The 25,677-nt window shown below is 30.8% G+C and carries 23 protein-coding genes and 1 pseudogene; 5 read left to right on the top strand and 19 right to left on the bottom strand.

Translation table 11 applies throughout. The features are described 5' to 3' along the window. Positions 1-4: 4 nt before the first annotated feature. Together gldC and gldB are read right to left on the bottom strand one after the other, a co-directional pair. Entirely contained in the window at positions 5-337 is a 333-nt protein-coding gene (gene gldC / locus NHF47_RS05705; protein ID WP_157504181.1) for a gliding motility protein GldC, read from the bottom strand. Beyond that, entirely contained in the window at positions 337-1,293 is a 957-nt protein-coding gene (gldB, locus tag NHF47_RS05700) for a gliding motility lipoprotein GldB (protein ID WP_252764024.1), read from the bottom strand. Before gldB ends, gldC begins: the two co-directional genes overlap by 1 nt. Before the next feature lie 100 nt (positions 1,294-1,393). Between gldB and nadE the strand changes: the two are divergent. Together nadE and NHF47_RS05690 are read left to right on the top strand one after the other, a co-directional pair. Then, positions 1,394-2,201, top strand: a pseudogene (gene nadE, locus NHF47_RS05695) (NAD(+) synthase). Positions 2,202-2,297: 96 nt separating this feature from the next. Next, positions 2,298-2,927 (top strand): response regulator transcription factor, encoded by a 630-nt coding sequence (locus NHF47_RS05690; protein ID WP_252764023.1) that lies wholly within the window; start codon positions 2,298-2,300, stop codon positions 2,925-2,927. On the opposite strand, the gene dnaG is transcribed toward NHF47_RS05690, so the two are convergent. The 9 genes from dnaG to NHF47_RS05645 all read right to left on the bottom strand — a co-directional run bounded on the left by dnaG (position 2,924) and on the right by NHF47_RS05645 (position 15,017). Continuing rightward, positions 2,924-4,906 (bottom strand): DNA primase, encoded by a 1,983-nt coding sequence (gene dnaG, locus NHF47_RS05685; RefSeq protein WP_252764022.1) that lies wholly within the window; start codon positions 4,904-4,906, stop codon positions 2,924-2,926. The two genes, NHF47_RS05690 and dnaG, sit on opposite strands and share 4 nt — an antisense overlap. Positions 4,907-5,010: 104 nt before the next feature. After that, a complete protein-coding gene (locus tag NHF47_RS05680) occupies positions 5,011-6,297 on the bottom strand; it encodes a hypothetical protein (RefSeq protein ID WP_252764021.1) in 1,287 nt (428 codons plus the stop codon). Positions 6,298-6,579: 282 nt separating this feature from the next. Further along, positions 6,580-7,863: a hypothetical protein gene (locus NHF47_RS05675; protein WP_252764020.1), complete on the bottom strand. Its 1,284-nt coding sequence runs from the start codon at positions 7,861-7,863 to the stop codon at positions 6,580-6,582. Positions 7,864-8,201: 338 nt separating this feature from the next. Further along, positions 8,202-9,482 carry a hypothetical protein gene (locus NHF47_RS05670; protein WP_252764019.1) on the bottom strand — a complete coding sequence of 427 codons (1,281 nt, stop codon included), beginning with the start codon at positions 9,480-9,482 and terminating at the stop codon, positions 8,202-8,204. Positions 9,483-9,660: 178 nt separating this feature from the next. Then, the gene (locus NHF47_RS05665) at positions 9,661-10,764 is read right to left on the bottom strand and encodes a hypothetical protein (RefSeq protein WP_252764018.1); all 1,104 of its coding nucleotides are present in this window, start codon (positions 10,762-10,764) and stop codon (positions 9,661-9,663) included. A 42-nt stretch (positions 10,765-10,806) separates the two neighbouring features. Then, positions 10,807-11,544, bottom strand: a complete 738-nt coding sequence (locus NHF47_RS05660; RefSeq protein ID WP_252764017.1) for a hypothetical protein — start codon at positions 11,542-11,544, stop codon at positions 10,807-10,809. Then, a complete protein-coding gene (locus NHF47_RS05655) occupies positions 11,531-12,100 on the bottom strand; it encodes an RNA polymerase sigma factor (protein ID WP_252764016.1) in 570 nt (189 codons plus the stop codon). The genes NHF47_RS05660 and NHF47_RS05655 overlap by 14 nt, the downstream gene beginning before the upstream one ends. Before the next feature lie 365 nt (positions 12,101-12,465). After that, on the bottom strand, positions 12,466-13,449 hold the full coding sequence (locus NHF47_RS05650) for a polyprenyl synthetase family protein (RefSeq protein WP_252764015.1): 984 nt from the start codon (positions 13,447-13,449) through the stop codon (positions 12,466-12,468). Between the two features lie 80 nt (positions 13,450-13,529). Continuing rightward, entirely contained in the window at positions 13,530-15,017 is a 1,488-nt protein-coding gene (locus NHF47_RS05645; protein ID WP_252764014.1) for a hypothetical protein, read from the bottom strand. A gap of 87 nt (positions 15,018-15,104) precedes the next feature. On the opposite strand from NHF47_RS05645, the gene NHF47_RS05640 reads away from it, so the two are divergent. Further along, positions 15,105-15,836, top strand: coding sequence for a DUF3575 domain-containing protein (locus tag NHF47_RS05640; protein ID WP_252764013.1), 732 nt, complete (start codon positions 15,105-15,107; stop codon positions 15,834-15,836). 55 nt (positions 15,837-15,891) lie between these two features. On the opposite strand, the gene rlmN is transcribed toward NHF47_RS05640, so the two are convergent. Together rlmN and NHF47_RS05630 are read right to left on the bottom strand one after the other, a co-directional pair. After that, positions 15,892-16,932, bottom strand: a complete 1,041-nt coding sequence (gene rlmN, locus NHF47_RS05635) for a 23S rRNA (adenine(2503)-C(2))-methyltransferase RlmN (RefSeq protein ID WP_252764012.1) — start codon at positions 16,930-16,932, stop codon at positions 15,892-15,894. A 50-nt stretch (positions 16,933-16,982) separates the two neighbouring features. Next, on the bottom strand, positions 16,983-18,683 hold the full coding sequence (locus tag NHF47_RS05630; RefSeq protein ID WP_252764011.1) for a carbamoyltransferase C-terminal domain-containing protein: 1,701 nt from the start codon (positions 18,681-18,683) through the stop codon (positions 16,983-16,985). A gap of 79 nt (positions 18,684-18,762) precedes the next feature. Here NHF47_RS05630 and NHF47_RS05625 point away from each other — a divergent pair, with 79 nt between their 5' ends. Continuing rightward, the gene (locus NHF47_RS05625; protein ID WP_252764010.1) at positions 18,763-19,407 is read left to right on the top strand and encodes an O-methyltransferase; all 645 of its coding nucleotides are present in this window, start codon (positions 18,763-18,765) and stop codon (positions 19,405-19,407) included. On the opposite strand, the gene NHF47_RS05620 is transcribed toward NHF47_RS05625, so the two are convergent. The 6 genes from NHF47_RS05620 to NHF47_RS05595 form a co-directional block, all read right to left on the bottom strand. Then, positions 19,404-19,979 (bottom strand): phosphatase PAP2 family protein, encoded by a 576-nt coding sequence (locus NHF47_RS05620; RefSeq protein ID WP_252764009.1) that lies wholly within the window; start codon positions 19,977-19,979, stop codon positions 19,404-19,406. The two genes, NHF47_RS05625 and NHF47_RS05620, sit on opposite strands and share 4 nt — an antisense overlap. Further along, positions 19,979-20,338 carry a twin-arginine translocase TatA/TatE family subunit gene (locus NHF47_RS05615; RefSeq protein WP_252766062.1) on the bottom strand — a complete coding sequence of 120 codons (360 nt, stop codon included), beginning with the start codon at positions 20,336-20,338 and terminating at the stop codon, positions 19,979-19,981. Before NHF47_RS05615 ends, NHF47_RS05620 begins: the two co-directional genes overlap by 1 nt. A 99-nt stretch (positions 20,339-20,437) precedes the next feature. Then, positions 20,438-22,705 (bottom strand): M1 family metallopeptidase, encoded by a 2,268-nt coding sequence (locus NHF47_RS05610; RefSeq protein ID WP_252764008.1) that lies wholly within the window; start codon positions 22,703-22,705, stop codon positions 20,438-20,440. A 16-nt stretch (positions 22,706-22,721) separates the two neighbouring features. After that, positions 22,722-23,225 (bottom strand): DUF6702 family protein, encoded by a 504-nt coding sequence (locus NHF47_RS05605; protein WP_252764007.1) that lies wholly within the window; start codon positions 23,223-23,225, stop codon positions 22,722-22,724. Further along, on the bottom strand, positions 23,215-24,066 hold the full coding sequence (locus tag NHF47_RS05600; protein WP_252764006.1) for a carboxypeptidase-like regulatory domain-containing protein: 852 nt from the start codon (positions 24,064-24,066) through the stop codon (positions 23,215-23,217). Before NHF47_RS05600 ends, NHF47_RS05605 begins: the two co-directional genes overlap by 11 nt. Then, positions 24,053-24,829, bottom strand: a complete 777-nt coding sequence (locus tag NHF47_RS05595; RefSeq protein WP_252764005.1) for a hypothetical protein — start codon at positions 24,827-24,829, stop codon at positions 24,053-24,055. Before NHF47_RS05595 ends, NHF47_RS05600 begins: the two co-directional genes overlap by 14 nt. 114 nt (positions 24,830-24,943) lie before the next feature. On the opposite strand from NHF47_RS05595, the gene pepE reads away from it, so the two are divergent. After that, the gene (pepE, locus tag NHF47_RS05590) at positions 24,944-25,651 is read left to right on the top strand and encodes a dipeptidase PepE (protein WP_252764004.1); all 708 of its coding nucleotides are present in this window, start codon (positions 24,944-24,946) and stop codon (positions 25,649-25,651) included. Positions 25,652-25,677 lie beyond the last annotated feature (26 nt).

Genomic DNA, 25,677 nt, shown 5'->3' with positions numbered 1-25,677 from the left:
AAGTTTACTTTAGCTCTAATTTTTCGGCAAAATAGTCGCAAAAATCTTTCATTGTAGCAGCCATTTTTTCGTCGTTCGTAGCTCTTTCAAATGTATCAGCCATAGCTACCAAAGTTTGATGAAAAAACACTTTCATTTCATCCACAGGCATTTCTTTGGTCCACAAATCAATACGAAGTGTTTCTTGTGCTTTTGCATCCCAAAGGGAAACCATCATCGCCTTCGCTTCTTCTTGCTCTACACCACCATCTTGTGCTGTCCAAGTTAATTTCTCTGGTATTCTATTTTCGTCAAGTTCAACTAAAAATTTTATTTCTGACGTTATTGTTTTTGCCATTATTTATTAGGTTTATATTTTGATTTTTCAAAAATGGTTTTAGCATCGGTAACTAATAATTGATCTAAGGAAACCTCATTATTTTCCATATAACTTCTTACAATTTGCCAACCTAACCATTGTCCGACTCTTCCAGGTGATTCATTGTCAATTTCTAAATAAAATTTAGAAAATGGAGCTTCATTGATAAAGCGAAATTCATTTTTAACGTTACTTTCGTAAAGCAAATTATTTTCAATAAAATAACTCCACATGTAGTATTCATTTTCTTTGCACCAAGCTAATTGTTGCTCGGTGTAACCAATTTTAGCTGCATCTGAATATTCTGGAATTAATTTATCTTTCAAATACAATTCTTTACCATAATAAATCATAATGGAAAGTAGTGTTCTATCTAAAGGTTTACTGATTTTCCCATAACTAAAACTAGTAACCAAATCGGGTAGTATTTGATTTTCTTCAAATCCTAAACGTTGGTAATCGGAAAAATCAACATAAAATGGATGCTCTTTTCCTAAATAACAATCTAAAGAAATTAACGCAATTGAATCTGCATAAATAGCTTTCGCTTCTCTATCAACCTCAGAAATTACAGCTATTACTCTAGGGGTTTTATATTTTGGAAAATAATATTGAACGTGTTGAAACAACGCTTCTAAATCCTTGTCAATTTTAGCTGTAGTGGGATATTTTTTTATCACCTCTTTGTACAAATCTTGCAATAAAGGATTTTTCAGTTTATTCAACCAAACTGAATCCTCATTGCCTTCTGGAAATAAAAAAGGGTATTTTTCTTTAACAGCAGGTAAATTAGAAGCATCAGATTCGTAAAACATTTTATCAAATCGTTCCACTTCAAAAGCAACAGGAATAGCAGCCACTTTCTCTTCAATTTTATTTTCTTGCTTACAAGCAATTATCAAAAGCAAAAGACAAGCCAAAAAAAGCTTTTTCATATGGGGTATTTTTTATAATTTTAGACCAATTAAGAATGATAAATTCTTTGAAAATAAAAGCGCAAATATACAGTTTACACAATTAAATTCTCTTAAAAAAATGACAAATTCAACCTCTTTCCATGCTGAAAAAATCAATCAACATATTGTAAAATGGTTATTGGACTATGCTACTAACGCAAAAGTTAAGGGATTTGTTGTAGGCATTTCAGGTGGAATTGATAGCGCATTAACTTCTACCTTATGTGCACAAACTGGATTGCCCACACTTTGTGTAGAAATGCCAATTCATCAAGCAGAAAGCCATGTTTCAAGAGCAAATGAACACATTCATCAATTAAAAGAAAGATTCTCAAATGTAAGTAGTGAGCGAGCCGATTTGACTCCCCTTTTTGAAACCTTTAAAAAGCAAGTTAGTACTACCTCAGATGAAAAAGCGCTTCATTTATCTCTTGCCAATACTCGTGCAAGATTAAGAATGACAACCTTATACTATTTTGCAGGAATTCATGGGTTATTAGTTGCAGGCACAGGTAATAAAGTTGAAGATTTTGGTGTTGGTTTTTATACCAAATATGGAGATGGTGGTGTTGATTTGAGTCCGATTGCCGATTTGTTAAAAAGCGAAGTACGTTTACTTGCGAAACACTTACATGTTCCAGAAAGTATTTTGAAAGCCAAACCAACCGATGGCCTTTTTGGTGATGACAGAAGTGATGAAGATCAATTGGGAGCTAATTATGACGAATTAGAATGGGCGATGCAAGAAGCTGAAAAAGGAAAAACAACTGCAGATTTTTCTGGTAGAGAAGCTGCCGTTTTTTCCATATACAAAAGATTAAACCAAATCAATCAACACAAGATGAATCCTAATTCCAGTATGCCTTATTCCAGAAGAATATAAATGATTTTCAGTAGATTACTGATTAATTAACAAGTAATTACATTTTTTTTTATTAACTTTGAATATAAGTTCACTATTTTTTAATTAACACTTTAGAGTCATGATAAAAATTTGTGTTGCTGATAACCAGCCTGTGGTTGTTCAAGGTGTAAAATCCTTTTTTAATAATCATCCGACCATTCATATTATGGCTCATGCCTATGATTTAAAAAGCTTAATTACCCATTTACAATCCAAGCCTATTGACATTGTTTTGCTCGAATTTGAACTTTCAGGAATCACAAGCATTAGAGATATAAAAGCGTTATTAAAAGAATTTCCTACTACAAAATTTATCCTTTTCACCTCGGTTTCAGAAAAGATGTATGCGCCTACAGCTATTAAAGCAGGTGTTTCGGCTTATATCCAAAAAACAATTACTTTAGAAGAATTAGAAAACGCCATTATTAAAGTATATCAAGGGGTAGTTATTTTTAGCGAAGCGGTAAAAAAGAATATTGATATTTTATCTAAGGGAAAAAAATCGGATCGTTTGTTTAAAAAACTATCTACTCGAGAGATTGAAGTATTACGTTATTTAAATGATGGCAAAAAAAATAAAGAAATAGCTGAAATTTTAAGTTTGGATGAAAAAACCATTAGCACCTATAAACTTAGACTTTTAGCCAAATTAAATGTCACGAATCTCGTTGATTTACTTACGAAAGCAAAAAGCCTAGAAATCATCTAAGAATATCTACTCATTACGCGACCTAGTTTTTTGGAAAACATATTGGTTAAACCTAAATAATCCATAACCATCGCTAATGTTTCAGCATTATCTTCTTTATTTTGGGTAACTACTTCAGTTTTTAATTCGTCAATAATTTTATTTACCCAATACCATCTTAACGTCAATATTGTTTCCGTTACATATTGACCAATGGTTTTATCTTTGAGCTTTACAATAATTTGTTGTGATTCCCAATTATGTAAAACCTCTCTTTCTTCATGCATTAAAATAGACGTTACTTCATTGGCTATTTCTGGATTTATTTGTTTCAAATAGTCTTCGATTACAAAATGCTCCGTTTGATTATAATAGGTAATAATATCGTTATATATCGATTTAAAAATAGGATTAGCCAGTTCTATTTCATCCTCTTGCAAGCTCAAATAAATGCGATGAAATACCTTGTAAAGATTCTTCTCTTTCACCTCTATTAAATCGCCTTCCTCATTAGCCTTAAGAAGTACATCCTCAAATTCCTCCTCTACACTTCCATACAATAATAATATTTCAATTATTTTTCGCTCCAGCTCATCTTGTATATCAATTTTTACATGAGCATTTGTCCCCTCATTTTTAACTACTTCAAATGTTTTTGACAGCTGCTCTTCTTTCAGTTTTTTACCTGTATCAGCCAAATCTTTTTTATCAATTTGAGCCAATGTATTAAACAAGACATCTTCCGAAATATCCATAATTCTAGAACATTCCTGTAAATACACTTCTTGTTTAATTCGATCTGGAATTTTAGAAATACTGACCACCATATCTCGAATTAAATCTGCCTTTTTAATAGGATCATTCTTCGCTTCATTCATTAAGAGAGACGCTTTGAATTGGATAAAATCTTTAGCATTATCCTCTAAAAAAGCAACTAATTTTTCGTAGGGTGTTTTTTTTGCAAAACTATCTGGATCTTCTCCATCAGGAAAGGCACAAACTTTTACATTGACACCTGCTTCTAAAATTAAATCGATACCACGAATCGAAGCTCTTAAACCTGCAGCATCTCCATCAAAAAGTACGGTTATATTTTTGGTTAAACGACTAATTAATCGAATTTGATCTGGAGTTAAAGCGGTTCCAGAAGAAGCAACCACATTTTCAATACCCGCTTGATGAAATTGAATCACATCGGTATAGCCTTCAACTAAATAACAATTATCTTGTTTTGCAATCGCTTGCTTGGCATGATAAATCCCATATAGTACTTTGCTCTTATGATAAATCTCACTTTCTGGGGAATTCACATATTTAGCTGCTTTTTTATCATTTGTTAGTATGCGTCCACCAAAACCTAAAACTCTTCCACTCATACTTTGAATCGGAAACATCACACGGCCTTTAAATCGATCAAATTGTTTATCCTCTTTTACAATGGTTAAACCCGTTTTTTCAAGAAATTCAAGTTTATAGCCCTTACCAAGAGCTTCTTTCGTAAAAACATCCCAAGAATTTGGAGAATATCCCAAACTAAATTTAGCAATAGTATCATTGGTAAACCCTCTTTCTTTAAAATAAGTTAAACCAATGGCTTTCCCTTCTTCAGTATGAAGTAAAGTGTTATGAAAATAAGAATTCGCAAATTCAGAAACCAAATACATACTTTCTTTTTCATTAGCTACAGCTAATTCTTCATTATTTGGTACGGTTTCTTCAATTTCAATATTGTATTTTTTAGCTAAATATTTTATTGCTTCAGGATAACTAAAATGTTCATGTTCCATTAAAAAAGTAACCACATTTCCACCTTTGCCTGAAGAAAAATCTTTCCAAATTTGTTTTACAGGAGACACCATAAAAGAAGGTGATTTTTCATCAACAAAAGGGCTTAATCCTTTAAGATTACTTCCGGATCGTTTGAGTTGAACAAAGTCGCCAATAACTTCTTCTACCCTTGCGGTTTCAAATACATTTTCTATGGTTGTTTTAGAAATCAATTTTTTTTCTGTTTTTTTTTAGATAAGTAGCAAAGATACAAAGTTGAAAGCAAAAAAGCACCTCTCGTAAGAAGTGCTTTTTTTATGTTACTATCAATTTATTCTTATTTATTATTCAATACTACATTACTAGTGTTTCTTTGAATTTTAAGATATCTAAAATCTGGAGTTATAGAAAAATCTGGAGTTTTGAAGTAATCGTTGATTAAACCATCTGAAGTTTCGATTCCGTTTTTAGAAGTAATGTAATCGGTATCTAAACCTAATCTTTCCCCATTCATGCTAGAGAAAATATTAGTACAGTGACCTACTACTAGATTTTTAAGTTTTACAAATTTTTCGAACTCATCCATCATTGGGTATTGATCTAACATTAAGAAATCTCTAAAGCCATAAACCACACTATTCGATAAATTTAGATTTGCCTCATTAGACACATAAACCGCTTCTTTGATAAGACCTTGTTTGTTATCTTCCACATTAACTAAAGTAATGTTGGTTGCTTTAACATTTGTTTTACTTCTTTGTGGATCAAATTTTTCAATTTCATTATAGGATTTTACTTCCATACATCTTGGATTCCCTGGATTAGAAGAAAAAGGGTGTCTTAAAGCGATACTATTAGAAAATTCAGCTTGAACTCCTTGTGTAAAGTCGAAATCATCATCAGCAGCTCTAAACGAAACTAATTTTTGTGCTTTTACATTTCCACCATAGAATTCAAAAGAGTCGTTATCTGAATAACTTACTTGAATCCCTTCGATAACAGTTCCGCTTCCTACACCAGCAAAAGTAATTCCAGCAATTTGTCTTTTTGTAGCCGATTTTCTACCAGCATATTCCACACGAATATGTTTTAGTACACCAGCAGACCCTAATTTATTTTCTCCACCAAAACGATTGTATTGTGGCTCTAAGTCATAATTAAGAACGCTCATGCCTCCAAAACCACTTACTGGAGCATCACCCATAACGATGATACCACCCCAATCTCCTGGCTTTCTAGAATATTCGTCATTATTTGAAGTAAATACTATAGGAAAGCTTTCAGAGCCTTCAGCCATAATTTTTGCTCCTTTAGTAATAATAAGTGTACCACAAGTCTTAGAATCACCTCTTAAAAGTGTTCCTGGCTCAATTGTTAATACTGCGTTATTAGTTATATATACATTACCTTGTAACAAATAAGTATCTCTGTTAGATAATGTAGTATTTTGAGAAATAACACCTGTTAAGATTTTTTGAGGATCTCTATAGTCTTCTTTTTTAGGATTGAATTCTGTCCAATATCCTAACCAATTTTCTTTTTCACTAATCCCTAATCCAGACTGCGCATAACTTGCAAAACAAAAGTTGCAAATAACTGCTAATAAAAGTAGGTTTCTTTTCATAATAACAAATTTTGTAATTAAACATATCCTGCACTGCTACAAAATTCAAGTGATTTCACCTGGAGTTTTCAATACATTCGGCTTTACTACAAATTCAAGTATGGGCAATACTCATATAGAATTCTATTAAGCTGTAACGAAGATACGTAATCTTTTTTAGATAATCAAAAAAAATCATCGAAGAAATGCACTTTTTTTCGTTAAAGTGTTAATTGACCCTTATTTTCTTACAAATACTGGTTGTTTATTAAGAAAAGAAACCTGATCTTTTTAAAAAAAATATTATTTATTTACCAAATTATTATTGGTTCTTTCAATTTTCAAGTATCTAAAATCTGGTGTTTGTAAAACATCAGAGTTCATGAAATAATCCTCTATCTTTCCATCAGAAACTTTTACATTATTTCTAGAAAATAAATAATCTACATCTAGAGTAAGTAAATCTTTAGGTTTCAAACTTGAAATGGTATTATCACAGTGACCTACCACTAATTCTCTCAGTTTTATATGTTGCTCAAATTCTTCCAATATAGAAAAATCTCTTAACATTAATAAGTCTTTAAAACCAAAAACAACACTATTGGTAAAGTTTAACATGCTTTCATTAGAAACAAAAATAGCTTCTTTAATAAGTCCTTGATTATTGTCTTCGGTATTCACCAAAACCATATTCGATGCTTTTACATTGGTTTTTTTACGTAACGGATCAAACTTTTCAACATCGTCGTTTGAATTAATTTCTAAACATCTAGAATTTTCTAAATCAGAAGAATAAGGATTTCTAATGGCAATACTGTTTGTAATGTCAGCCTGAACGCCTTGTGTAAAATCGAAATCATCATCAGAAGCACGATAGGAGATTAGATTTTTTAGTTTCACATTACCTCCGTAGAATTCAAAGGAATCATCATCAGAATAACTTACTTGTACATTTTCAATCTTTGTTTGGCTACCCACGCCTGCAAAAGAAAGAGCATTAAATTCTTTTTTAGAGGTTACTTTTTTTCCAGCATACTCTACTCTAACGTATTTCAACACACCAGCCGAACTTTCAGGATTTGCTCCACCATATCGATTGTATGTTGGGTCCAAATCAAAATTTAAAATACCTACACCTCCAAAATTATTAATTGGAGCATCGCCCATAATTATGATTCCTCCCCAATCTCCAGGTTTTCTGGAATAAGTATCTTTATTAGTTGTAAATACGATAGGAAAACTTTCAGTCCCTTCCGCAATAATTTTTGCACCTTTAGTTATTACCAAAGTACCGCAGGTTTTAGCATCACCACGAATTACAGTTCCTTGCTCGATTGTTAAGACTGCATTATTCACAACATACACGGTACCTTCTAATAAATAGGTTTCTCTACTTGAAAGGGTTGTATTTTGAGAAATATAACCTGCTAATATTTTTTTAGGTTCTCTATATTCTTTCTTTTTGGGATCAAACTCGGTCCAATATTCAAGTATGTTTTCTTTTTCGTTCAATCCAAGTCCAGATTGCGCATAGATAGAAAAAGACAGACCGAAGACAATAGTCAGTACTAGTAGGTTCGTTTTCATAATGGTTTTTTTTATAGTTTTTTTTTGCTTTATTTTTAACAATTTAGATCGGGCAAAGTAAACTGTTGTTTTGTTTCTGTAATAAATTAAGCTATAACAAAGTAACCAAAAGGGATTGAGTTGATTTTACAATAAAATTAGAAAAAATGTTAAAATTTAAAACGTTTTCTTAATATTTTAAAGCTTGTAAAAATAATTTTAATTACCTGTAAATCAATTATTTAAATATTTTTATCTCGATTATTTACAATAAAAAATCTGACAAAATGTTAAAAAACAGAATGTCAGATTTTTCAAACAACCTTTAAACGACTAATATTACCGTTTAAAGAATACAATTATTTATTTACCACAGGGTTGAAGTTTTTCTCCATTTTTGTATATCTAAAATCTGGGGTTTCATCGAATAGGGGATTTTTAAAGAAGTCTGCTATCTTTCCATCTAAAGTAGTTATACTATTTTTTGTTAAGAAGTAAGAATTTATAGCAATACTTCCATCTCCTTTTAAAGTTCGTAAACTATTATCACAATGCGCAATAACAAGATTTTTCAATTTTACATATTCTTCTACTTCATCAATTAAAACATAGTCTTTTACCATTAAAAAATCTTTAAAACCATAAATTACGCTGTTATTTAAAGTAAAATAACTATCGGTAGCCACATAAACCGCTTCCTTTATCAAGCCTTGATCGTTATCTTCTGTATTTACCAAAGTAATATTAGCTGCTTTAACATTGGTTTTATTTCTTTGAGAATCAAATTTTTCAATCATATCATACGAGTCAATCTCCATACATCTAGATTTTTCAGCATCAGTAGAATAAGGATGTCTAATAGCAATACTATTTTTAAGATCAGCTTGAACTCCTTGCGTAAAATCGAAGTCATCATCTGAGGCTCTGTAGGAAACTAAATTTTCCATTTTTACATTTCCTCCATAAAATTCGAAAGAGTCATCATTAGAATAACTTACTTGAATGTTTTCAATTTTAGTTTTATTCCCTACTCCTGCAAATGAAATTCCATTTAATTCCTTTTTTGCACTTAATTTTCTACCGGAATATTCAATTCGAACATATTTTAAAGATCCTGATGAACTTTCTACATTATCGCCTCCATATCGATTGTATTTTGGATCCAAATCAAAATTTAAAATTCCAATTCCACCAAAAGTATTTACTGGAGCTTCTCCCATAACAATAATACCTCCCCAATCTCCTGGTTTTCTAGAATAGGTGTCTTTATTTGTTGTAAATACAATCGGAAAACTTTCAGTTCCTTCCGCCATTATCTTAGCTCCTTTAGTAATTACTAAGGTTCCACAAGTTGCGTAATCCCCTCTTATAATGGTTCCTGGTTCAATGGTTAAAGTTGCATTATTGGTTACATAAACCACACCTTGAAGCAAATACGCCTCTCTACTATATAAGGTTGTATTTTCGGTAATGTAACCTGTAAGAATTTTCTTTGCTTCTCTATATTCTTTCTTTTTTGGATTAAATTCGGTCCAATATTCTAAGGTATTTTGTTTTTCATTGATACCCAAACCAGATTGTGCATAGATAATGACAAATGAATTAAGAAAAAAAGCGACAAAAAGTAAATACTGTTTCATGATACTAAAGATTGATTTGTTTTGCATCCCAAAACTATTACTAGTCCTTTATTATAATCTTTCTTTTATTTTATGGTTTTGTTACCTTCTTTTAGGAATATGAAATAATTATTAAATTAAAAAGATGCCTTATTTTCATAAGACATCTTTTTGTATGAAACCCTAACCCAAATTTATTTTAATTAAAATCGAAACGCACTCCTAAGGAAATATTATTTTGATCTACTACATTATTTTTAAAAACAGGATTCAAATCATATTTTACATAAATACTAGTTTGACGATATCCTAGATAAGCACTTAAACCATATATATAATTTGACATATTGAAATCCCCTTTCTGTTTGTCTTTGATTTTAGTATCATCTATTTCATATTTTAAAATTTGCTTCGTTTTAATACGCACACCTCCATAACCTCCTAGACCTAGCCTAAAAGATTCATGAGTTCTAAAATAGGTTTTACCGTCTTTATTGGTTTTTTTAGGTGTAAAATCAAATTCCAAATGTAGAGGCGCCACCAAATAAACATTTCGAATACGAGATTCATTAAAATCAACCACTCCTGTTTGTAATTCGGTTTGTGCTCCATTTTTTACAAAATACCTGTTTTCCGTTGGTCTTAAATTATTATACATTACTGAAAAACCATACTTAGCATGAAGTAAATTATTGTTGTCAAAAATTCTAGTATTGTAGGTTAAACCCCATTCATAAAAATGCGACCCCCAAACACGGAAATCTGAATTTTCAAAGTCTTCCCCTTCTGTTATTAAATTATTCAATCCTCCTGCAAAAACAAACTGAGAAGTAGTTCTTTTTGATTTTCTTCTTATTTTTTCTTTTTCTCCATTATAAATTTTAAAGGAACCTAAGTTTATTTCAGTAACATCGCTAATTGAATCAGTACTACTACCTATAATAATGGTTGTACCACTTCTTTTTTTAACGGTATCATATTGAACTAACCCATTAATTTTGTCTTGAATAAGTATTTCCAATTTTTGTTGTTCCAAACTTACTTTTTCCTCTATCGCTTTAGCAGAGTCGTCAGCCGCTTTTTGCTTTAGATTCATCGCTTCACTTTTGTTAATAATACCCTCTTCTAAGTTTTTATCGATTATATAAACTTGTTCTTTTAAAGCCTCTTTTTCAGCTTTTACAATAGAATCGATTCGTTTTGAGATTAGCTTTGCTCTTCCTTCAAAAGAGTTTTCTTGAGCCATTCCTTTCGAGATTAAAGTCAGCAAGAAGATTCCTGCATAAAAAATAATTTTTTGCATAACTGTTCGTTTTTTGATTAAATGATTATTTGATTGAGATGATTACTCTTCGTAATTTCTATTGGCCAGTGCCGATTTTACTTGTTTAAAATTTCTAGACAATTTATCTAAAGTAGTTTCTTTATGATTTTCATCTAACTCTTTTTCAACTGTAGTTAATAAGTTAGACGTATTGACTCTTATTTTTGTTTGCATTTCAGTATTTAATGTTTCTTTTTTTTCCAAAGGTCTATTTTCAACTGCTGCTAACATCATTTCACCAGTAACATATTTATTAGTAGTTTTCTCAATTACTGAAATTTCCTGGATTTTATTTTTAGCATCTACCTCAGCTACAGTAGTTACTTCTATTCTATTAAGGTTTATAGTACTATTATTATCAATTTCTTTTCTCACTTGCTTTTGTAAAGGCACTTCAACCACCACATTTTCCTCTTGGAATATTTTATCTTGTTCTTTATAGTGTTCCAACACATTATTATCTATAATCTCTTCATTATCCAACTTCTTCTCTTCTATAACCACATTATTTTTTGGTTGTATCGGAATATCTAAAGAATTATTGACATTGGCTTGGTATAACCAAAATCCCAAAGAAATAAAAAGCAAAAAAGAAGCAGCGATTGCAATATATTGATATATACCAAACCCTTTTTTAGGTTCTTTTTTTTCTGCTAAAGAAAGCATTGCATCTAATCGATCCCAAGCTTGATCAGTTGGCTTGATTTCTCTTGAACCTAACCCTTCTCTTATTTTAGTATCTAATCTATTTGGTTCCATTTTCTTTTTGCTTTAATAGGTTAATTTGATTTTGAAGCATTTTTCTTGCATGCGACAATTGCGATTTTGAGGTTCCTTCACTTATATTAAGCATCTTAGCAATCTCATGATGCTTATAACCTTCGATAGCATATAAATTGAAAATCATTCGATACCCATCTGGCAAGCTATCAATTAACAATTGTATATCATCTACTGAAAATGTATCTATTTCAATACCACTTTCACTTTCAGAGACCACTACAGTTTCTATTTCCTGATAATTAAAAATATTCTTTTTAACTCTAACAAAATCAATACACTCATGAACCATAATGCGTCTTATCCAACCTTCAAAACTTCCTTTGTGTTCAAATTTATTCAAATTGGTAAAGACTTTCATAAAAGCGGTAATCATAACATCCTCTGCATGATGCAGATCTTTTATATATTGTCTACAAACACCTAACATTTTAGGAGAAAATTGTGCATATAATTGATGTTGGGCTTGTCTATTATTTAAAATAGCTTGCTCTATCAATTGTTTTTCTTCTCTATGTAAGTGTATGACTTTCATTTTTAAAATTTAGAAATTAGAATTCAGAATCTAGAATTGTATTTCTTTTTTATATAGACGAGATGGTTTTTAAAAAGGTTGTATCAAAATTAAAAAAATTAAATAAGCCTTATTCATCCTTTCTACTACTAAAGACGAGATGACTTAAAAAAAGGTTGTATGAGAACTTAAAATTCAACTAAAGAAATTCAAATTCCAACAGACCATTTTAATAAAATACTCCATTTATAGAGACGAGATACGTTTTAAAAAAGTTGTATGTAAAGGTGACTATTTGTCAATGTGTCAATTTGATGATTCATAAAAACTTAGTATCTATCGACAAATTGCCCAATTGATACATTCGAAACAGTACATTCAAAAAATTATATTTTACGTTCAATAACGTAATTGACCATCAATACTAATGCTTCTTTATAAGAGGAAGCAGGAAAGTTTTGCAACAATGTTAAAGCTTCTTGTTGAAATTGTATCATTTTTTGTTCGGCATATACCAATCCGTTTTTGTCTTTCACAAATTGTATGACTTCTTTCACTCTTTTTTTGTCTTTATTGTGATTTTTAACCGAATTAATTACCCAACTTTTTTCTTTTGGAGTACAATTATTTAAAGCATAAATTAGAGGCAATGTCATTTTTTGCTCTTTAATATCGATACCGGTAGGTTTACCAATCGCATCCTCAGTATAATCGAATAAGTCGTCTTTAATTTGAAAAGCCATTCCAATAAGCTCTCCAAATTTACGCATCCTTTCTACGATTTCTTTATCTTCAGGAACTACTGAACAAGCTCCTAATGAACAACATGCAGCAATAAGAGTTGCTGTTTTTTGACGAATGATTTCATAATAAATAGCTTCAGTAATATCTAATCTTCTGGCTTTTTCAATTTGCAGCAATTCCCCTTCACTCATTTCTCTTACAGCAACTGAGATAATTTTTAACAAATCGAAATCATTATTATCTATGGATAATAATAAGCCCTTAGACAACAAATAGTCACCAACCAATACTGCAATTTTATTTTTCCAAAGTGCATTGATTGAGAAAAAACCGCGTCTTTTATTACTGTCATCAACCACATCATCGTGTACTAATGTTGCCGTATGGATTAATTCAATAACGGAAGCACCACGATAAGTACGTTCATTAACTTCATTACTATTTGCCACCATTTTTGCAGTTAAAAAAACAAACATAGGACGCATTTGTTTTCCTTTTCGGTTGACAATATAATGGGTAATTCTATTTAGCAAAGCTACTTTTGAAGACATCGATTCTCGAAACTTCTTTTCAAAAAGTTCCATTTCTTTAGCTATCGGTAGTTTTATTTGCTCTACTATTTTCATCGCGATAGCAAAAGTAGCATTATTTTTTATAATAAAAAAAGAGGTTAGAACCTCTTTTTTTATTATAACTCTAATATAAATTATTTTATTTCTAAGATCCCTAATTGATCATTTGCATTTAATAAAATTAATCCATCTTCAATCACTCTACTTCCTAAAATGAAAGGTTGAATTTTAGACTCTTTATAATCGTAGATGATTTCTTTTCTCATTTCACCATTCTTTTCGATTGTTAACAAAAATAATGCGTTTTTTGAATCTGAACTAAAAATAGATTTTGTACTTCTTTTAGTTTTCTTATCATCAGTTGCTTCAATGTTTTTTGTTAAATCTTCATAAATAATATATGTTTTATCATTTTTAACTGTAGAAATTATGGAAGGATTTGAAGCGTTTAATTGATATTTTGGCATTCGAGTTACTGAAGTTACCTCTAATGCCTCATCTGTTTGAATACAAGCTATATCACAATAAAAATATCTATAACTGGTTGTTGTCATACCATTTGCAGATGTATGAGTACTAACAATTAATTTGTATTGCTCAGCAACTACAGTATATCCTCCATCTTTTCTTTCAAATATATTTCTGATCTTATAAGGAACATAATCTTGAACCTTCTTTATTTCATCTGGATATAAACCAGGAACTTTCAGCATCTTTGAATCAGATAAAGTAAGTGTTTTACAATCTAAACTCGCAAAGAACATCTCATCAGAAATCATTTTTTCTTTTCTACCTTTTAAATTTGTTAAAAAACCAGCACAAAAAAAAGTGTCGTTTTTACCAGGTAAAATATCAATATAAGATATATCGTTATCTGGATATTCAAAATCAAATTCTTTTATCGACTTATCTTTAGCAAATACAATTAATTTATAGTAATATTTACTATTGTCTTTCGCTACTTCTTTCATTTCTTTATAAACTTTAGCTAAAATATAAACATTACCTATATTATCCACTTCTATGTTTTCAGTAATAAAATTTTTAGATTTTATAGGTAAAGATGCTGCTCCCTCATTAACTACTTCAGTTAAACTTGAGTTATATACCTTGTAAACTAAAATATCTGGATCTTTTTTCTTACCTCTATTTTCATGATAAATAACTATTTTAGTGGAATCAGGTGAAATACTTCTTTCCCCAAAACGTCTTGGATTATTGTCATCAATTTCTTCATCTAAAATATTTAAAGTTGAAGATGTAACAAGTTTAGAATCACTAATACCAGAATATAAGTAAGAGATGTCTTCTTTTCTTTTATAATCCTTAATAAAATGCAAAATTTGATTATTTAAAAAATAAGCTCCTTGATAAGAATACTTTTTATCATCTAAATTAAAGTTGATAACTTTCTCATTAGTAAAGCTCATATTAGAATCGTAAGTTCTACCTACTAACTCATTATCATTATTAACATGTGTGGTGTAATAAAGACCATTTTTACCACCTAAAATACTCACTTGCCCCTTAGTTTTTATTTTTTCAGCCCAACGCAAGTTTATATCTTGTGCCGAAGCTGTAAAGAGTGTGAATAAGAATACCAATTGTAATGTTTTTTTCATAAATTTATGATTTAGGGTTTTTTATAAAATTGTTTTAGAAATAATTCTATATTTGCGGCAAATATAAAATTATTTAAATAAGTCCCAATGAAAAAAACATTACTTTTATTATTACTTTCAAATTTTTGTTTAGCTCAAACAAAAGAAACTAAAGAAACTAAAGAAACAGAAGAAACTAAAGAATCTAGAGTTATAAAAGTTTATACTCCTACAACTTCAGCAAAGTATCAATCAGACAATTCTTACAAATGGGCTGTAAAAACCGATTTATTCAGTTTTATCTCTGGTGAATTCCCAATTATTGGTGAATACAGAGTTTCAAAAAAAATAAGTGTGGAAGCATCTGTTGCAGCTACATATAGTTTTTACGAGAATTTTTCAATTTTAGGAGATGAAGAAGAAGATTCCTATACTACATTTGAAACAAAATCAGCAATGGGAAGTGCCTTTAGAGCTGGATTTAAGTTTTATCCTTCATCAGATTACGATGCGATTGAAGGTTGGGCTTTTGGAATTCAACTTTTCAAAAGAACAAACAATAGAGATTATAGTGATGATGATTACAGTGGTTTTGACCTAAGCAGTTTAAAAGATCAAAGAACAAAAACAGGTATCGCTTTAACTATTTCTAAACAAGTTTTTTGGGATTCTAACATCACTTTTGAATATTTAATTGGTTTAGGAATTGCAAAAATAAATCATGATTATGCAATTATCGATTACAACAATGACACAAATACTCAATATTTAAGAGAAATCTCTTTTGAAAAAACGGTTCCAAACTTACAATTAGGTTGTAGAATTGGTTTTGGTAACTAAAAAAAATTATTAAAAAAGAGACTAAACTTTAGTATTAAAGTTTAGTCTCTTTTTTTTAGGATTTATTGGCCAATTGCCCGCAAGCCGCATCAATATCTTTACCTCTACTTCTTCTAACTTTTGCTACTATATTGTTTTTTCCTAACGCAGCAATATAGGCATCAATTACTTGAGGAGCTGCTTGTTGAAATTCGCCATCATCGATAGGATTGTATTCTATCAGATTGACTTTACAAGGAACATATTTACAAAATTTTACTAAAGCATCAATTGATTTTTTATCATCATTAATTCCTTTCCAAACCACATATTCATAAGTGACCTTACTTTTGGTTTTTTTGTACCAATATTCCAAAGCTTCACGCAATTCATCTAACGGAAAACTTTTCGTAAAAGGCATAATTCGATTTCGGGTTTCTTCGATAGCAGAATGCAAGGAAACGGCTAATTTAAATTTCACCTCATCATCTGCCATTTTTTTAATCATTTTAGAAACTCCAGAAGTAGAAACCGTGATACGTTTCGGTGACATACCTAATCCTTCAGGGGAAGTAATTCTATCAATGGCTTTCATAACATTAGGATAATTCATTAAGGGTTCTCCCATTCCCATGAAAACAATATTGGAAAGTGGACGATCATAATACAAGCGACTTTCATTATCGATAGCCGCAACTTGATCGTAAATTTCCCCTGGTTCTAAATTTCGCATTCTTTTTAGACGAGCCGTTGCACAAAAATTGCAATCCAAACTACACCCAACCTGACTGGAAACACAAGCTGTAGTTCTTGTTTCTGTAGGGATTAAAACCGATTCTACAATTAAATTATCATGCAAACGAACAGCATTTTTTACCGTTCCATCTTCACTGCGTTGCATGGTATCGACTTTAATGTGATTAATGACAAAATTAGCTTCTAACATGGCACGTGTTTCTTTAGAAAGATTCGTCATATCTTCAAAAGTATGAGCACGTTTCTGCCAAAGCCATTCGTATACCTGATTTCCTCTAAAAGCCTTGTCTCCATTAGAAACAAAAAAATCTCTTAATTGTTCTTTGGTTAAAGCTCTAATATCTTTCTTTGTCGTTTGCATGGTGCAAAAGTAATGAATTTAGAGTTTAAAAGTAAGTGCCTAAGAAATGTTTAGTTTTTCAAAAAAACAAAATTTTCGATTATCAAAACATCTAACGCAGTCTCTTTAAATAAACAGAATGCTTCTTTGGGTGTTTCCACTATAGGCATCCCTTTTTTATTAAAACTTGTATTTAAGACAACTGCAATACCACTTAACTTATAAAATGCTTGTATTAAATTATAAAATTTTGGATTCCAAGAAGCTTCAACCGTCTGCACTCTTGCCGAACCATCTTCATGAGTAACATTTCTTAAGTTTTCTAAATGTTCCTTTTTAGTCCTATCTACTAAAATCATGTACGGACTATTTCTTCCTGCTTCAAAATAATCTTGAACTTTTTCTTGTAAAACAGCTGGTGCAAAAGGACGAAAATCTTCTCTAAATTTAATATTGGTATTGATATGGTTTTTCATGCTTTCAATTCCTGGATGTGCCAAAATACTTCTTCTTCCTAAAGCTCTAGGACCAAACTCAGAACCAGATTGAAACCACCCAATAGTTTTTCCGTGTAGCAATGCTTCTGCACCATAATGTAACAGTTCGGGCTCTTCAAAGAAGTCTATCATTTTGAAATCTAGTTGGTGTTCTTCATACGCTTCTAAAATAGCTTCCTTTGTATATCGCTTACCAAAACAAGTACTTCCATTACTTTCTTTTTTAGGCTGTTTTAAATACGATAACCAGCCATAAAAAGCACAACCAAGAGACAACCCATTATCACTTGCAGCAGGCTCAAAATAAATCGAGTTAGCTACATTACTATCTTCTAATTTTGCATTTGCAACAGCATTTAAAGCCACACCACCGCTATAACATAAATGAGTATGCGGAAATTGCTTTGTTCTTATTTTTATACATTGTAAAACGGCTTTTTCTACTTGCTCTTGTGCCCATTTTGCTACATTGGCATAATACTCAAAATGTTCTTTAAAAAAAGTATATCCTAAAGAAGGTTTGTTTAAAAATAGTTTCCAATCTTCTTTGACAAATAATCGGTCGTTAATGAACTCAAAAACATCATAATCATATACACCACTTTTCCCGTAAGGTGCCAATCCCATTAACTTACCCACATCATCCATGTTCCCAAACACATAATTACTAATGGTCGCGTAAAAACCTCCTATGGAATGTTTGGTTGTAGGTAATGTTATTTCAGATAAAGAAAGATTAGACATCTCACTAAAATCTTTAAACAAAGGAATCATGTCTTGACCATTGAAATGATAAAAACTGTCTTTTTCACATTGCATTTGTATAGTATTAAAAACATCTGACGCAATACTTTCCTTTTTATTTTGATGCAATAGTAAATACTGCTCTAATGGGCTTCCACAACCATCAATTACCATCACATTGCAAGTGGTAAAAGGTGAAGTCCCAACCGCGCTGTAGGCATGTGCTAAGTGATGTGAAATGCTGATGAGTTTTGGTTCTTTATTTCCTTTAAACAACCTTTCTCCTCTAAAAAAATCTCTTGAAGGAATTTCAAAATTTTCGCATTGCACTACTAAATCTATATCAGATAATTGGATTCCTTCTGTTTCTAAACAATATTGAATGGCTGCCGTATCGTTTCCTCCGTCATGTTTTATTCTAGTAATTCGCTCTTTTTCTATGGCAACACATATTTGACCGTCTTTCAATAATACTGCCGAACCATTATGAGAAAGTCCCGTACCTAAAATATAAATAGGTTTTTTGTTCATTGTTATCTTTTGATAATTTACGGAAAACTACAAAAAATAATTTGATAACTTTGACCCAAAATTAAAACTCCTTGTTATCATGCATTTTATTTCAGAAGAATTAGAAAATTATGTTGCCAATCATAGTCAGGACGAACCCGAATTATTGACCAAATTAAATAGAGAAACGTATCAAAAAGTATTGCAACCTAGAATGCTCAGCGGTCATTTTCAAGGACGTGTTTTAAGCATGCTAGCCAAAATTATTCATCCAGAACATATTTTAGAAATTGGCACATATACTGGTTACGCAACTTTATGTATGGCTGAAGGCTTAGCCCAAAACGGAACAATAGATACCATAGATATTAATGAAGAATTAGCTGAATTTCAAAAGAAATATTTTGATGCTTCGGAATGGAAAAATCAAATTTTTCAGCACATAGGGAATGCTTTGGAAATTATTCCAACGTTAAACAAAAAATTCGACTTGGTTTTTATTGATGCTGACAAAGAAAACTACATTCATTATTTTCATTTAATTGTTCCAATGATGCGAAAAGGAGGCATTATTTTATCTGACAATGTCCTTTGGAGTGGAAAAGTAATTGAAACTTTGGATCCAAAAGATACGAGTACAAAAGTATTACTAGAATACAATGCTTTATTAAAAAATGATCCAAGAGTAGAAACCGTTTTACTACCCATTCGTGACGGATTAACAGTAAGCAGAATAATTAACTAATCTTGTGTAATCGCAGGAAAATATTTACTTAGAAAATAAAGATAGAGCTTGTAAAAAGTAATACCAGTTAGTAATCCATACGTATACCCAACTAGAATATCTAACGGAAAATGTAGTCCAAGATAGATTCTACTGTAGGCAAACACCAAAGGAAACAAATAGATTACAAAAGCATATTTATAGTATTTTCTCAGGATTAAAAATAAAAAAGTCATGGATGCACAAGAACTAGAAGCATGTCCTGAAAAAAAGCTGAGCGTATCACTATGCTTCACGATTCTTATAATTTCTTTAATCTCAAAATCATTACAAGGTCTCAAACGTTGAAAATAATATTTGAAGAGATTGGTAGTTTGGTCTGTAAAAGCAATTAAAAGCGCAATAAAAAGAAGTGCAATTCCTAAATTTTTCCAACCAATTTTACGCTGAAGAATAAATAGTAACAGTAAAAAATAAGGAGTCCAATTGAACTGTTTGGTAATTATTAGCCAAAAAGCATCATATTTTTCGGAACCTAAACCATTAAGAAAAACAAATAATTCTTTATCTAAAGATACGATATGTTCTAACATTAAAATTGTCTTTTTATAGGTCCTGAAAGATTTTCGATATCTTCTTTTACCTCTTGAATGGGTTTATTTATATCTTCAACGATTTCAGATGACATATCTTTCAAAGGATTAATAGCGCTAGATATATCTTCTTTAGCTCTTTTTATTTCTTCAGAAATACCTCCTGTAAACGAATTCACATCAACACCAGTATGCTTTGCGCTATTATGAATTTCATTTTTAATTTCGTTAGTCGCATTTTTTAATTGCGCCATAGTTTTTCCTAAAAAACGTGCCATTTGAGGAATCTCTTTCGACCCAAAAAGCATTAAAACGGCTACAAGCACAAATAAAAGCTCTGAAAATCCGATACCAAACATGTGTTTTAAAATTAATTGTGACAAAGTTACAAAGAAAAAAATAACCTATGCCAAACTTTTATATTTTGACATAGGTTTAACTATTTTACAGTAGTTATATTATTTATCTAATTCATCAAATTTTGAAGTAGCTGCTTCCGCTGGCCAAACATTATTTGTTGTATCAATATCTGCCGTTTCTAATTTTGGATCCAATTGTATTTTTACAATTTTCTTATCTGTTGCAAAAACACGTTTTGCTGTATCATTATTTTTTCTCCAAATTTGAACTGGGAATTTCTGCATTTCAGTAGTTCCATCTTCAAAATGCAATTCTACAATAATTGGCATCATTAACCCACCTGGCTTACTAAATTCTACTTCATAAAAATATTTAGGAGTTGCCAATTTTTGTTTTTCTTCTGCAGAATAATTTTTAGAGACGTATTCGTCTAGAATTTGCACATCTTTTACTTCAAAAGCTTTTTTCGTACTTGGATTAAATTCTTTGTGATTTTCGTCAATTAAATAAATAAAAGGTCCTGTATCGCGTAAAAATCTACCTCTTCTTGCTACAAAATCTTTCATTTCTTGAGTAGGTTCTAATGAAACATAATACTGTTTTACGTCATTAATTCCTAAATCAACATAATCTGTTGAATAGAACCAACCTCTCCAAAACCAATCTAAATCTACTGCAGAAGCATCTTCCATAGTTCTGAATAAGTCTTCTGGAGTTGGGTGTTTGAACATCCATCTTTGTGCATAGGTTTTAAATGCATGATCAAACAATTCTCTTCCCATAATAGTTTCACGAAGAATATTTAAACCTGTTGCTGGTTTCCCATAAGCATTGGAACCAAATTGGAAAATATTTTCAGAATTTGACATAATTGGTGCAATAAATTGCTGGTTTCCTTTCATATAAGGAACAATTTTAGCTGCTGGCCCTCTATCTGTAGGGAAATTAGGATCAAATTCTAATTCTGTTAAATATTCTAAGAACGTATTTAATCCTTCATCCATCCAAGTCCATTGTCTTTCATCCGAATTGACAATCATTGGGAAGAAGTTATGACCTACTTCATGAATAATAACACCTAACATACCATATTTCACTCGGTCAGAATATTTTCCATCTTTATCAGGACGTCCAAAATTCCAGCAAATCATAGGATATTCCATTCCTTGGTCTTGAGCAGAAACTGAAACTGCTTTTGGATAAGGATAGTCAAAAGTATGCTTAGAATATGTTTTTAAAGTTTGCGCCACTGCTCTTGTTGAATATTCTCCCCAAAGTGGATTCGCTTCTTTAGGATAAATAGAAATAGCCATTGGTTTTTTGGTATCCAATTGAACTGACATCGCATCTAACATAAACTTTCTTGAAGTTGAAAAACCAAAATCACGTACATTTTCAGCTTTAAACTTCCATGTTTTTTTAGCATCAGAAAAACCTTTTTCAGCTTTTTCAGCTTCTTCTTGAGTTACTATAATAACTGGCTTATCAAAAGTAGTTTCAGCCTGTGCCCATCTTTTCATTTGATCAGCTGTAAAAACTTCTTTTCTATTAGTATTAACTCCCGTTCCTTCCATAATGTGATCTGCTGGAACTGTAATACTTACATCAAAATTTCCAAAAGTAAGTGCAAATTCACCTCTTCCCCAAAATTGCATATTTTGCCAGCCTTCTACATCACTATAAACCGCCATTCTAGGATAAAATTGAGCAATTACATACAAACGATTCCCGTCTTCAAACTCTTCATATCCTGAACGGCCACCATCTACCTGATAATTATTAATATTATACCACCATTTAATAGAGAAGGTTACTTTCTGTTTCGATTGTAAAGGCTTGTCTAAATTAATACGCATCATGGTTTGATTGATGGTATAACTGATATCTTTACCTGCTTTATCTTTTACATATTCAATATGAAAACCACCTTGAAAAGGTTCTTCCATAAATCTTTTCGCAAATTTATCCGGAGCTAAAGCTGGATCCATTCTTTGACTTTCCACTAAAGGCGTTTTAGAGTCAGCAGCTCTAATATTTTGATCTAGTTGAACCCATAGATACTCTAGTGGTTCTGGAGCATTATTGTAATAGGTAATTGTTTCTGAACCATATAACTTTTTATTTTTGTCATCTAATTCTATATTCATTTTATAATCTGCTTGCTGTTGATAGTAAGCAGGTCCAGGTGCTCCAGATGCTGTTCGAAACATATTAGGAGTAGCCATCAGATCATACATCTGACGAAATTTATTTTCGTTGTAATGACCTGGTTCTCTTTTTTTGTCCTCAGTTTTGTTATCTTGAGCTGTAGTACTTAAAACAGCTAGAAAAAGAAAAACAGAAGAAAATAAAATTCTTTTTTTCATGGTAGGCTAATTAATTTTAAAATTCTAGAAAAGCAGTAGTTTCTGAGTTGGTTAATAAAAAACTACTCTTTTCATTATTAATATTTGTATGTACTAAATTTTGTTGTTCTCTGAACATTTCAGTAAGAACTGAATTTTCGATTCCGAAAGTAGTAATTTTTTCAGAAAAACTAACTTTTAAGTAACAAATTAACACATCATTATCAATTTCAGTTCCTAAAAATTGTAAATCGTAATCTTTTTGATTAATCCTTACTTTAATTTTTTCTTTAAGGTAGCTTTCAACAAGTTTCGTAGCACCTTCAATTTGTCTGTTAGATGCCAAATAAATTTTCTTATTATATCTTTTTTCGAGTACCTTATTGAAATCATCAATAAAGACTCTTGAGGTAATCTCTACTCTTTTTTTAGAAGGTACATAATCAACTTGAGTTACTGAAACATAAAATTTATGCATCCCAAAAGATGACAATAAAACGAGAATGAAAAAACTTAAAACGACTATTTTATTATTTTTCATGATGCAAAAGTATTGATTCTTCTTTAGTTTCTTCATAAAATGAATTTGCTTTTTTTACTAAATGCTCTATAAGTTGTAACTCATTCTCTGGTTTCAAAAATTCTGCCAATTCTTCGCTCGAAACTTCTGCATAAGCTAAAAAACGAGTAATATCATCTTTCTTTATCCTTAAATTAGAAACAAAAAATTGATATGAAAAACGTTCTTTCATATGATCCGCAAAGGATTTAACTTGAATATCATGCAATCTTCTTTCAGCCATAACGCGAGTTGCATTTTTTTTAGGATCATTTTTAATTCCAATCCATTTTCCAATCTGTTTCCCAATGGCTTTCAAATTGATTCCTGATCCAGTAGGCGCAAAATGATCAGGTGAAGTCGTTATCTTAGTACCTTTTGAAAAGCGGGCGTCTTCATAATTAACAACCTTATTTATATCTACTGGAGATAACTCATATGTTTTTATTTTTCGACTATCCGCTTTTAAATTTCCAGTTAAACTAGCTGGAGTAATTACTACTTCTTTAAGCTCATTTATGTTTACATTTAATTTAATTTCCAATTCCTCAGCCAAAATATCATTCTCGGTTATAATATACTTTTTAGAAACAAAAGCCAGTGCTTGAAAAAACAAGGTATCAGATACTCTTGCTTTTATTGAAAACTTTCCTTTAAAATCTGAAACTGCACCCACATTAGAAGAAATATTAAAAACAGTGATATTTTCAACATCTAAAGAATCTGAAATTATTTTTCCATTTACAACCTCTCTTTCTTTACTTTGAGAAAATAAAAACTGAGTCGCTATAAAAAAAACTAGTAGTAGATTATTTATTTTCATCCTTTACTTCTTTTTCATCTAACGCTTTTAATTTCAGATATTCATCTGCTAACTGACTCAAAATAAAAGTTGCCATGGTTTTATTATCTCTCTTCATTTCAGTTGTAAATCGAGTATCTTCAACCACATAAAAAAGAAAACCCTCTACATAGTCTTCTGGAATATGTAAGGTATTCATTATATATTCTTTGGTAAAAATACTAGTGGTTTTTTCTTGTAGCATTTCTTTACCTTCAACCACCAATTCTTTCTTAAGCATTGCAGTTCTACCACTTATCGCATTAACTAGACCATCAACACTCATTCCTCCTACAGGAATCAATAAAGGACTATACCATTTAAAATCCCCTGCCGTTACTAACTTTCGTTCCGCTGGAGTATAGGTTCTTTGTCCTTTTGGGACAATTCCTAATGATTCTGCATTTATATTTTTATATTTTATAAGTGTAATGCCCGCCAATTGGTTTTCATAAATCTCCATAGGAATAAAAACCAACTCTTTTTTAAAGTCTTCAGGAACAACTATTCTTTGATATCCTTTCAAATGCACCGCACTAAACATAAGGGTATCATTTATAGAGGCGAGAATTTTAAAATAACCTCCTCTTTCAGATAAAACTCCTATTTTTTTAGAGACATTAATAATATGAATATCCTCTAAGTAATTCGACTCAGATACAATTTTACCTTTAAAAATGGTATCATTTTGAGACCAAATTAGTAAAGGAAATAATAAAAGTAAAAAAGGTAGTTTTTTAATCATTATTAAACTTTGAAAAGTATAATGTAAAAATAATGGATAGACCTGCCAATTAAATACTAACAAGATTATAAACTTTTGTTAATTGAAAAATAGTAATTTTGAAAAAAAATAATCATGAAAAACATTATTATAGCAAGTACTTCGACACTACACAACGGAAGTTATCTAGACTATTTATTACCTGAATTAGAAGAACATTTCGATAAAGCAACAACCATTTTGTTTATTCCATATGCAAGACCAAGTGGAATTTCTCATGATTTTTATACGGACAAAGTAAAAGAAGCTTTCACAAAAATAAATAAAAAGATTATAGGAATTCATGAATTTCAAAATCCTATTGAAGCCATTGAGAATGCACAAGGAATTTTCACAGGAGGAGGCAATACTTTCGTTCTTGTAAACGAATTATATAGAAACAATATCTTGGACGTATTAGAAAAAGTAGTTAAATCTGGCACCCCTTACCTTGGAACAAGTGCAGGAAGTAATATTTGCGGACTTACTATGAACACGACTAATGATATGCCAATAGTTTACCCACCAAGTTTTAGAACTTTAGGATTAGTTCCTTTTAACATTAATCCACATTATTTAGACCCAGATTCCAATTCCACTCATATGGGAGAAACGAGAGAAACGAGAATCAATGAATTTCATTTTTTTAATCCGCAACCTGTAATTGGACTTCGAGAAGGCAGTTGGTTAAAAGTAGCAGGCGATTCTATTAAATTAAAAGGAAATTTAACAGCAAGAGTATTTCGTAAAAATCAAATTCCAGAAGAAGTGCTTCCTGAAACTGAACTTAAAGATTTAAAATAAAAAAAACCTCAAACATAGTTTGAGGT

It is taken from the genome of Flavobacterium sp. NRK F7 (assembly GCF_024054195.1).
Lineage (GTDB): Bacteria > Bacteroidota > Bacteroidia > Flavobacteriales > Flavobacteriaceae > Flavobacterium.
The sequence above is the reverse complement of the archived record's forward strand: the minus strand, read 5'-3'. Positions and strand labels throughout refer to the sequence as shown.

What these genes read in the sequence shown, in the direction of transcription:
- gldC (WP_157504181.1), bottom strand. Translation starts at nt 337, where the DNA reads ATGGCAAAAACAATAACGTCAGAAATAAAATTTTTAGTTGAACTTGAC.
- gldB (WP_252764024.1), bottom strand. Translation starts at nt 1,293, where the DNA reads ATGAAAAAGCTTTTTTTGGCTTGTCTTTTGCTTTTGATAATTGCTTGT.
- NHF47_RS05690 (WP_252764023.1), top strand. Translation starts at nt 2,298, where the DNA reads ATGATAAAAATTTGTGTTGCTGATAACCAGCCTGTGGTTGTTCAAGGT.
- NHF47_RS05680 (WP_252764021.1), bottom strand. Translation starts at nt 6,297, where the DNA reads ATGAAAAGAAACCTACTTTTATTAGCAGTTATTTGCAACTTTTGTTTT.
- NHF47_RS05675 (WP_252764020.1), bottom strand. Translation starts at nt 7,863, where the DNA reads ATGAAAACGAACCTACTAGTACTGACTATTGTCTTCGGTCTGTCTTTT.
- NHF47_RS05670 (WP_252764019.1), bottom strand. Translation starts at nt 9,482, where the DNA reads ATGAAACAGTATTTACTTTTTGTCGCTTTTTTTCTTAATTCATTTGTC.
- NHF47_RS05665 (WP_252764018.1), bottom strand. Translation starts at nt 10,764, where the DNA reads ATGCAAAAAATTATTTTTTATGCAGGAATCTTCTTGCTGACTTTAATC.
- NHF47_RS05660 (WP_252764017.1), bottom strand. Translation starts at nt 11,544, where the DNA reads ATGGAACCAAATAGATTAGATACTAAAATAAGAGAAGGGTTAGGTTCA.
- NHF47_RS05655 (WP_252764016.1), bottom strand. Translation starts at nt 12,100, where the DNA reads ATGAAAGTCATACACTTACATAGAGAAGAAAAACAATTGATAGAGCAA.
- NHF47_RS05650 (WP_252764015.1), bottom strand. Translation starts at nt 13,449, where the DNA reads ATGAAAATAGTAGAGCAAATAAAACTACCGATAGCTAAAGAAATGGAA.
- NHF47_RS05645 (WP_252764014.1), bottom strand. Translation starts at nt 15,017, where the DNA reads ATGAAAAAAACATTACAATTGGTATTCTTATTCACACTCTTTACAGCT.
- NHF47_RS05640 (WP_252764013.1), top strand. Translation starts at nt 15,105, where the DNA reads ATGAAAAAAACATTACTTTTATTATTACTTTCAAATTTTTGTTTAGCT.
- rlmN (WP_252764012.1), bottom strand. Translation starts at nt 16,932, where the DNA reads ATGCAAACGACAAAGAAAGATATTAGAGCTTTAACCAAAGAACAATTA.
- NHF47_RS05630 (WP_252764011.1), bottom strand. Translation starts at nt 18,683, where the DNA reads ATGAACAAAAAACCTATTTATATTTTAGGTACGGGACTTTCTCATAAT.
- NHF47_RS05625 (WP_252764010.1), top strand. Translation starts at nt 18,763, where the DNA reads ATGCATTTTATTTCAGAAGAATTAGAAAATTATGTTGCCAATCATAGT.
- NHF47_RS05620 (WP_252764009.1), bottom strand. Translation starts at nt 19,979, where the DNA reads ATGTTAGAACATATCGTATCTTTAGATAAAGAATTATTTGTTTTTCTT.
- NHF47_RS05615 (WP_252766062.1), bottom strand. Translation starts at nt 20,338, where the DNA reads ATGTTTGGTATCGGATTTTCAGAGCTTTTATTTGTGCTTGTAGCCGTT.
- NHF47_RS05610 (WP_252764008.1), bottom strand. Translation starts at nt 22,705, where the DNA reads ATGAAAAAAAGAATTTTATTTTCTTCTGTTTTTCTTTTTCTAGCTGTT.
- NHF47_RS05605 (WP_252764007.1), bottom strand. Translation starts at nt 23,225, where the DNA reads ATGAAAAATAATAAAATAGTCGTTTTAAGTTTTTTCATTCTCGTTTTA.
- NHF47_RS05600 (WP_252764006.1), bottom strand. Translation starts at nt 24,066, where the DNA reads ATGAAAATAAATAATCTACTACTAGTTTTTTTTATAGCGACTCAGTTT.
- NHF47_RS05595 (WP_252764005.1), bottom strand. Translation starts at nt 24,829, where the DNA reads ATGATTAAAAAACTACCTTTTTTACTTTTATTATTTCCTTTACTAATT.
- pepE (WP_252764004.1), top strand. Translation starts at nt 24,944, where the DNA reads ATGAAAAACATTATTATAGCAAGTACTTCGACACTACACAACGGAAGT.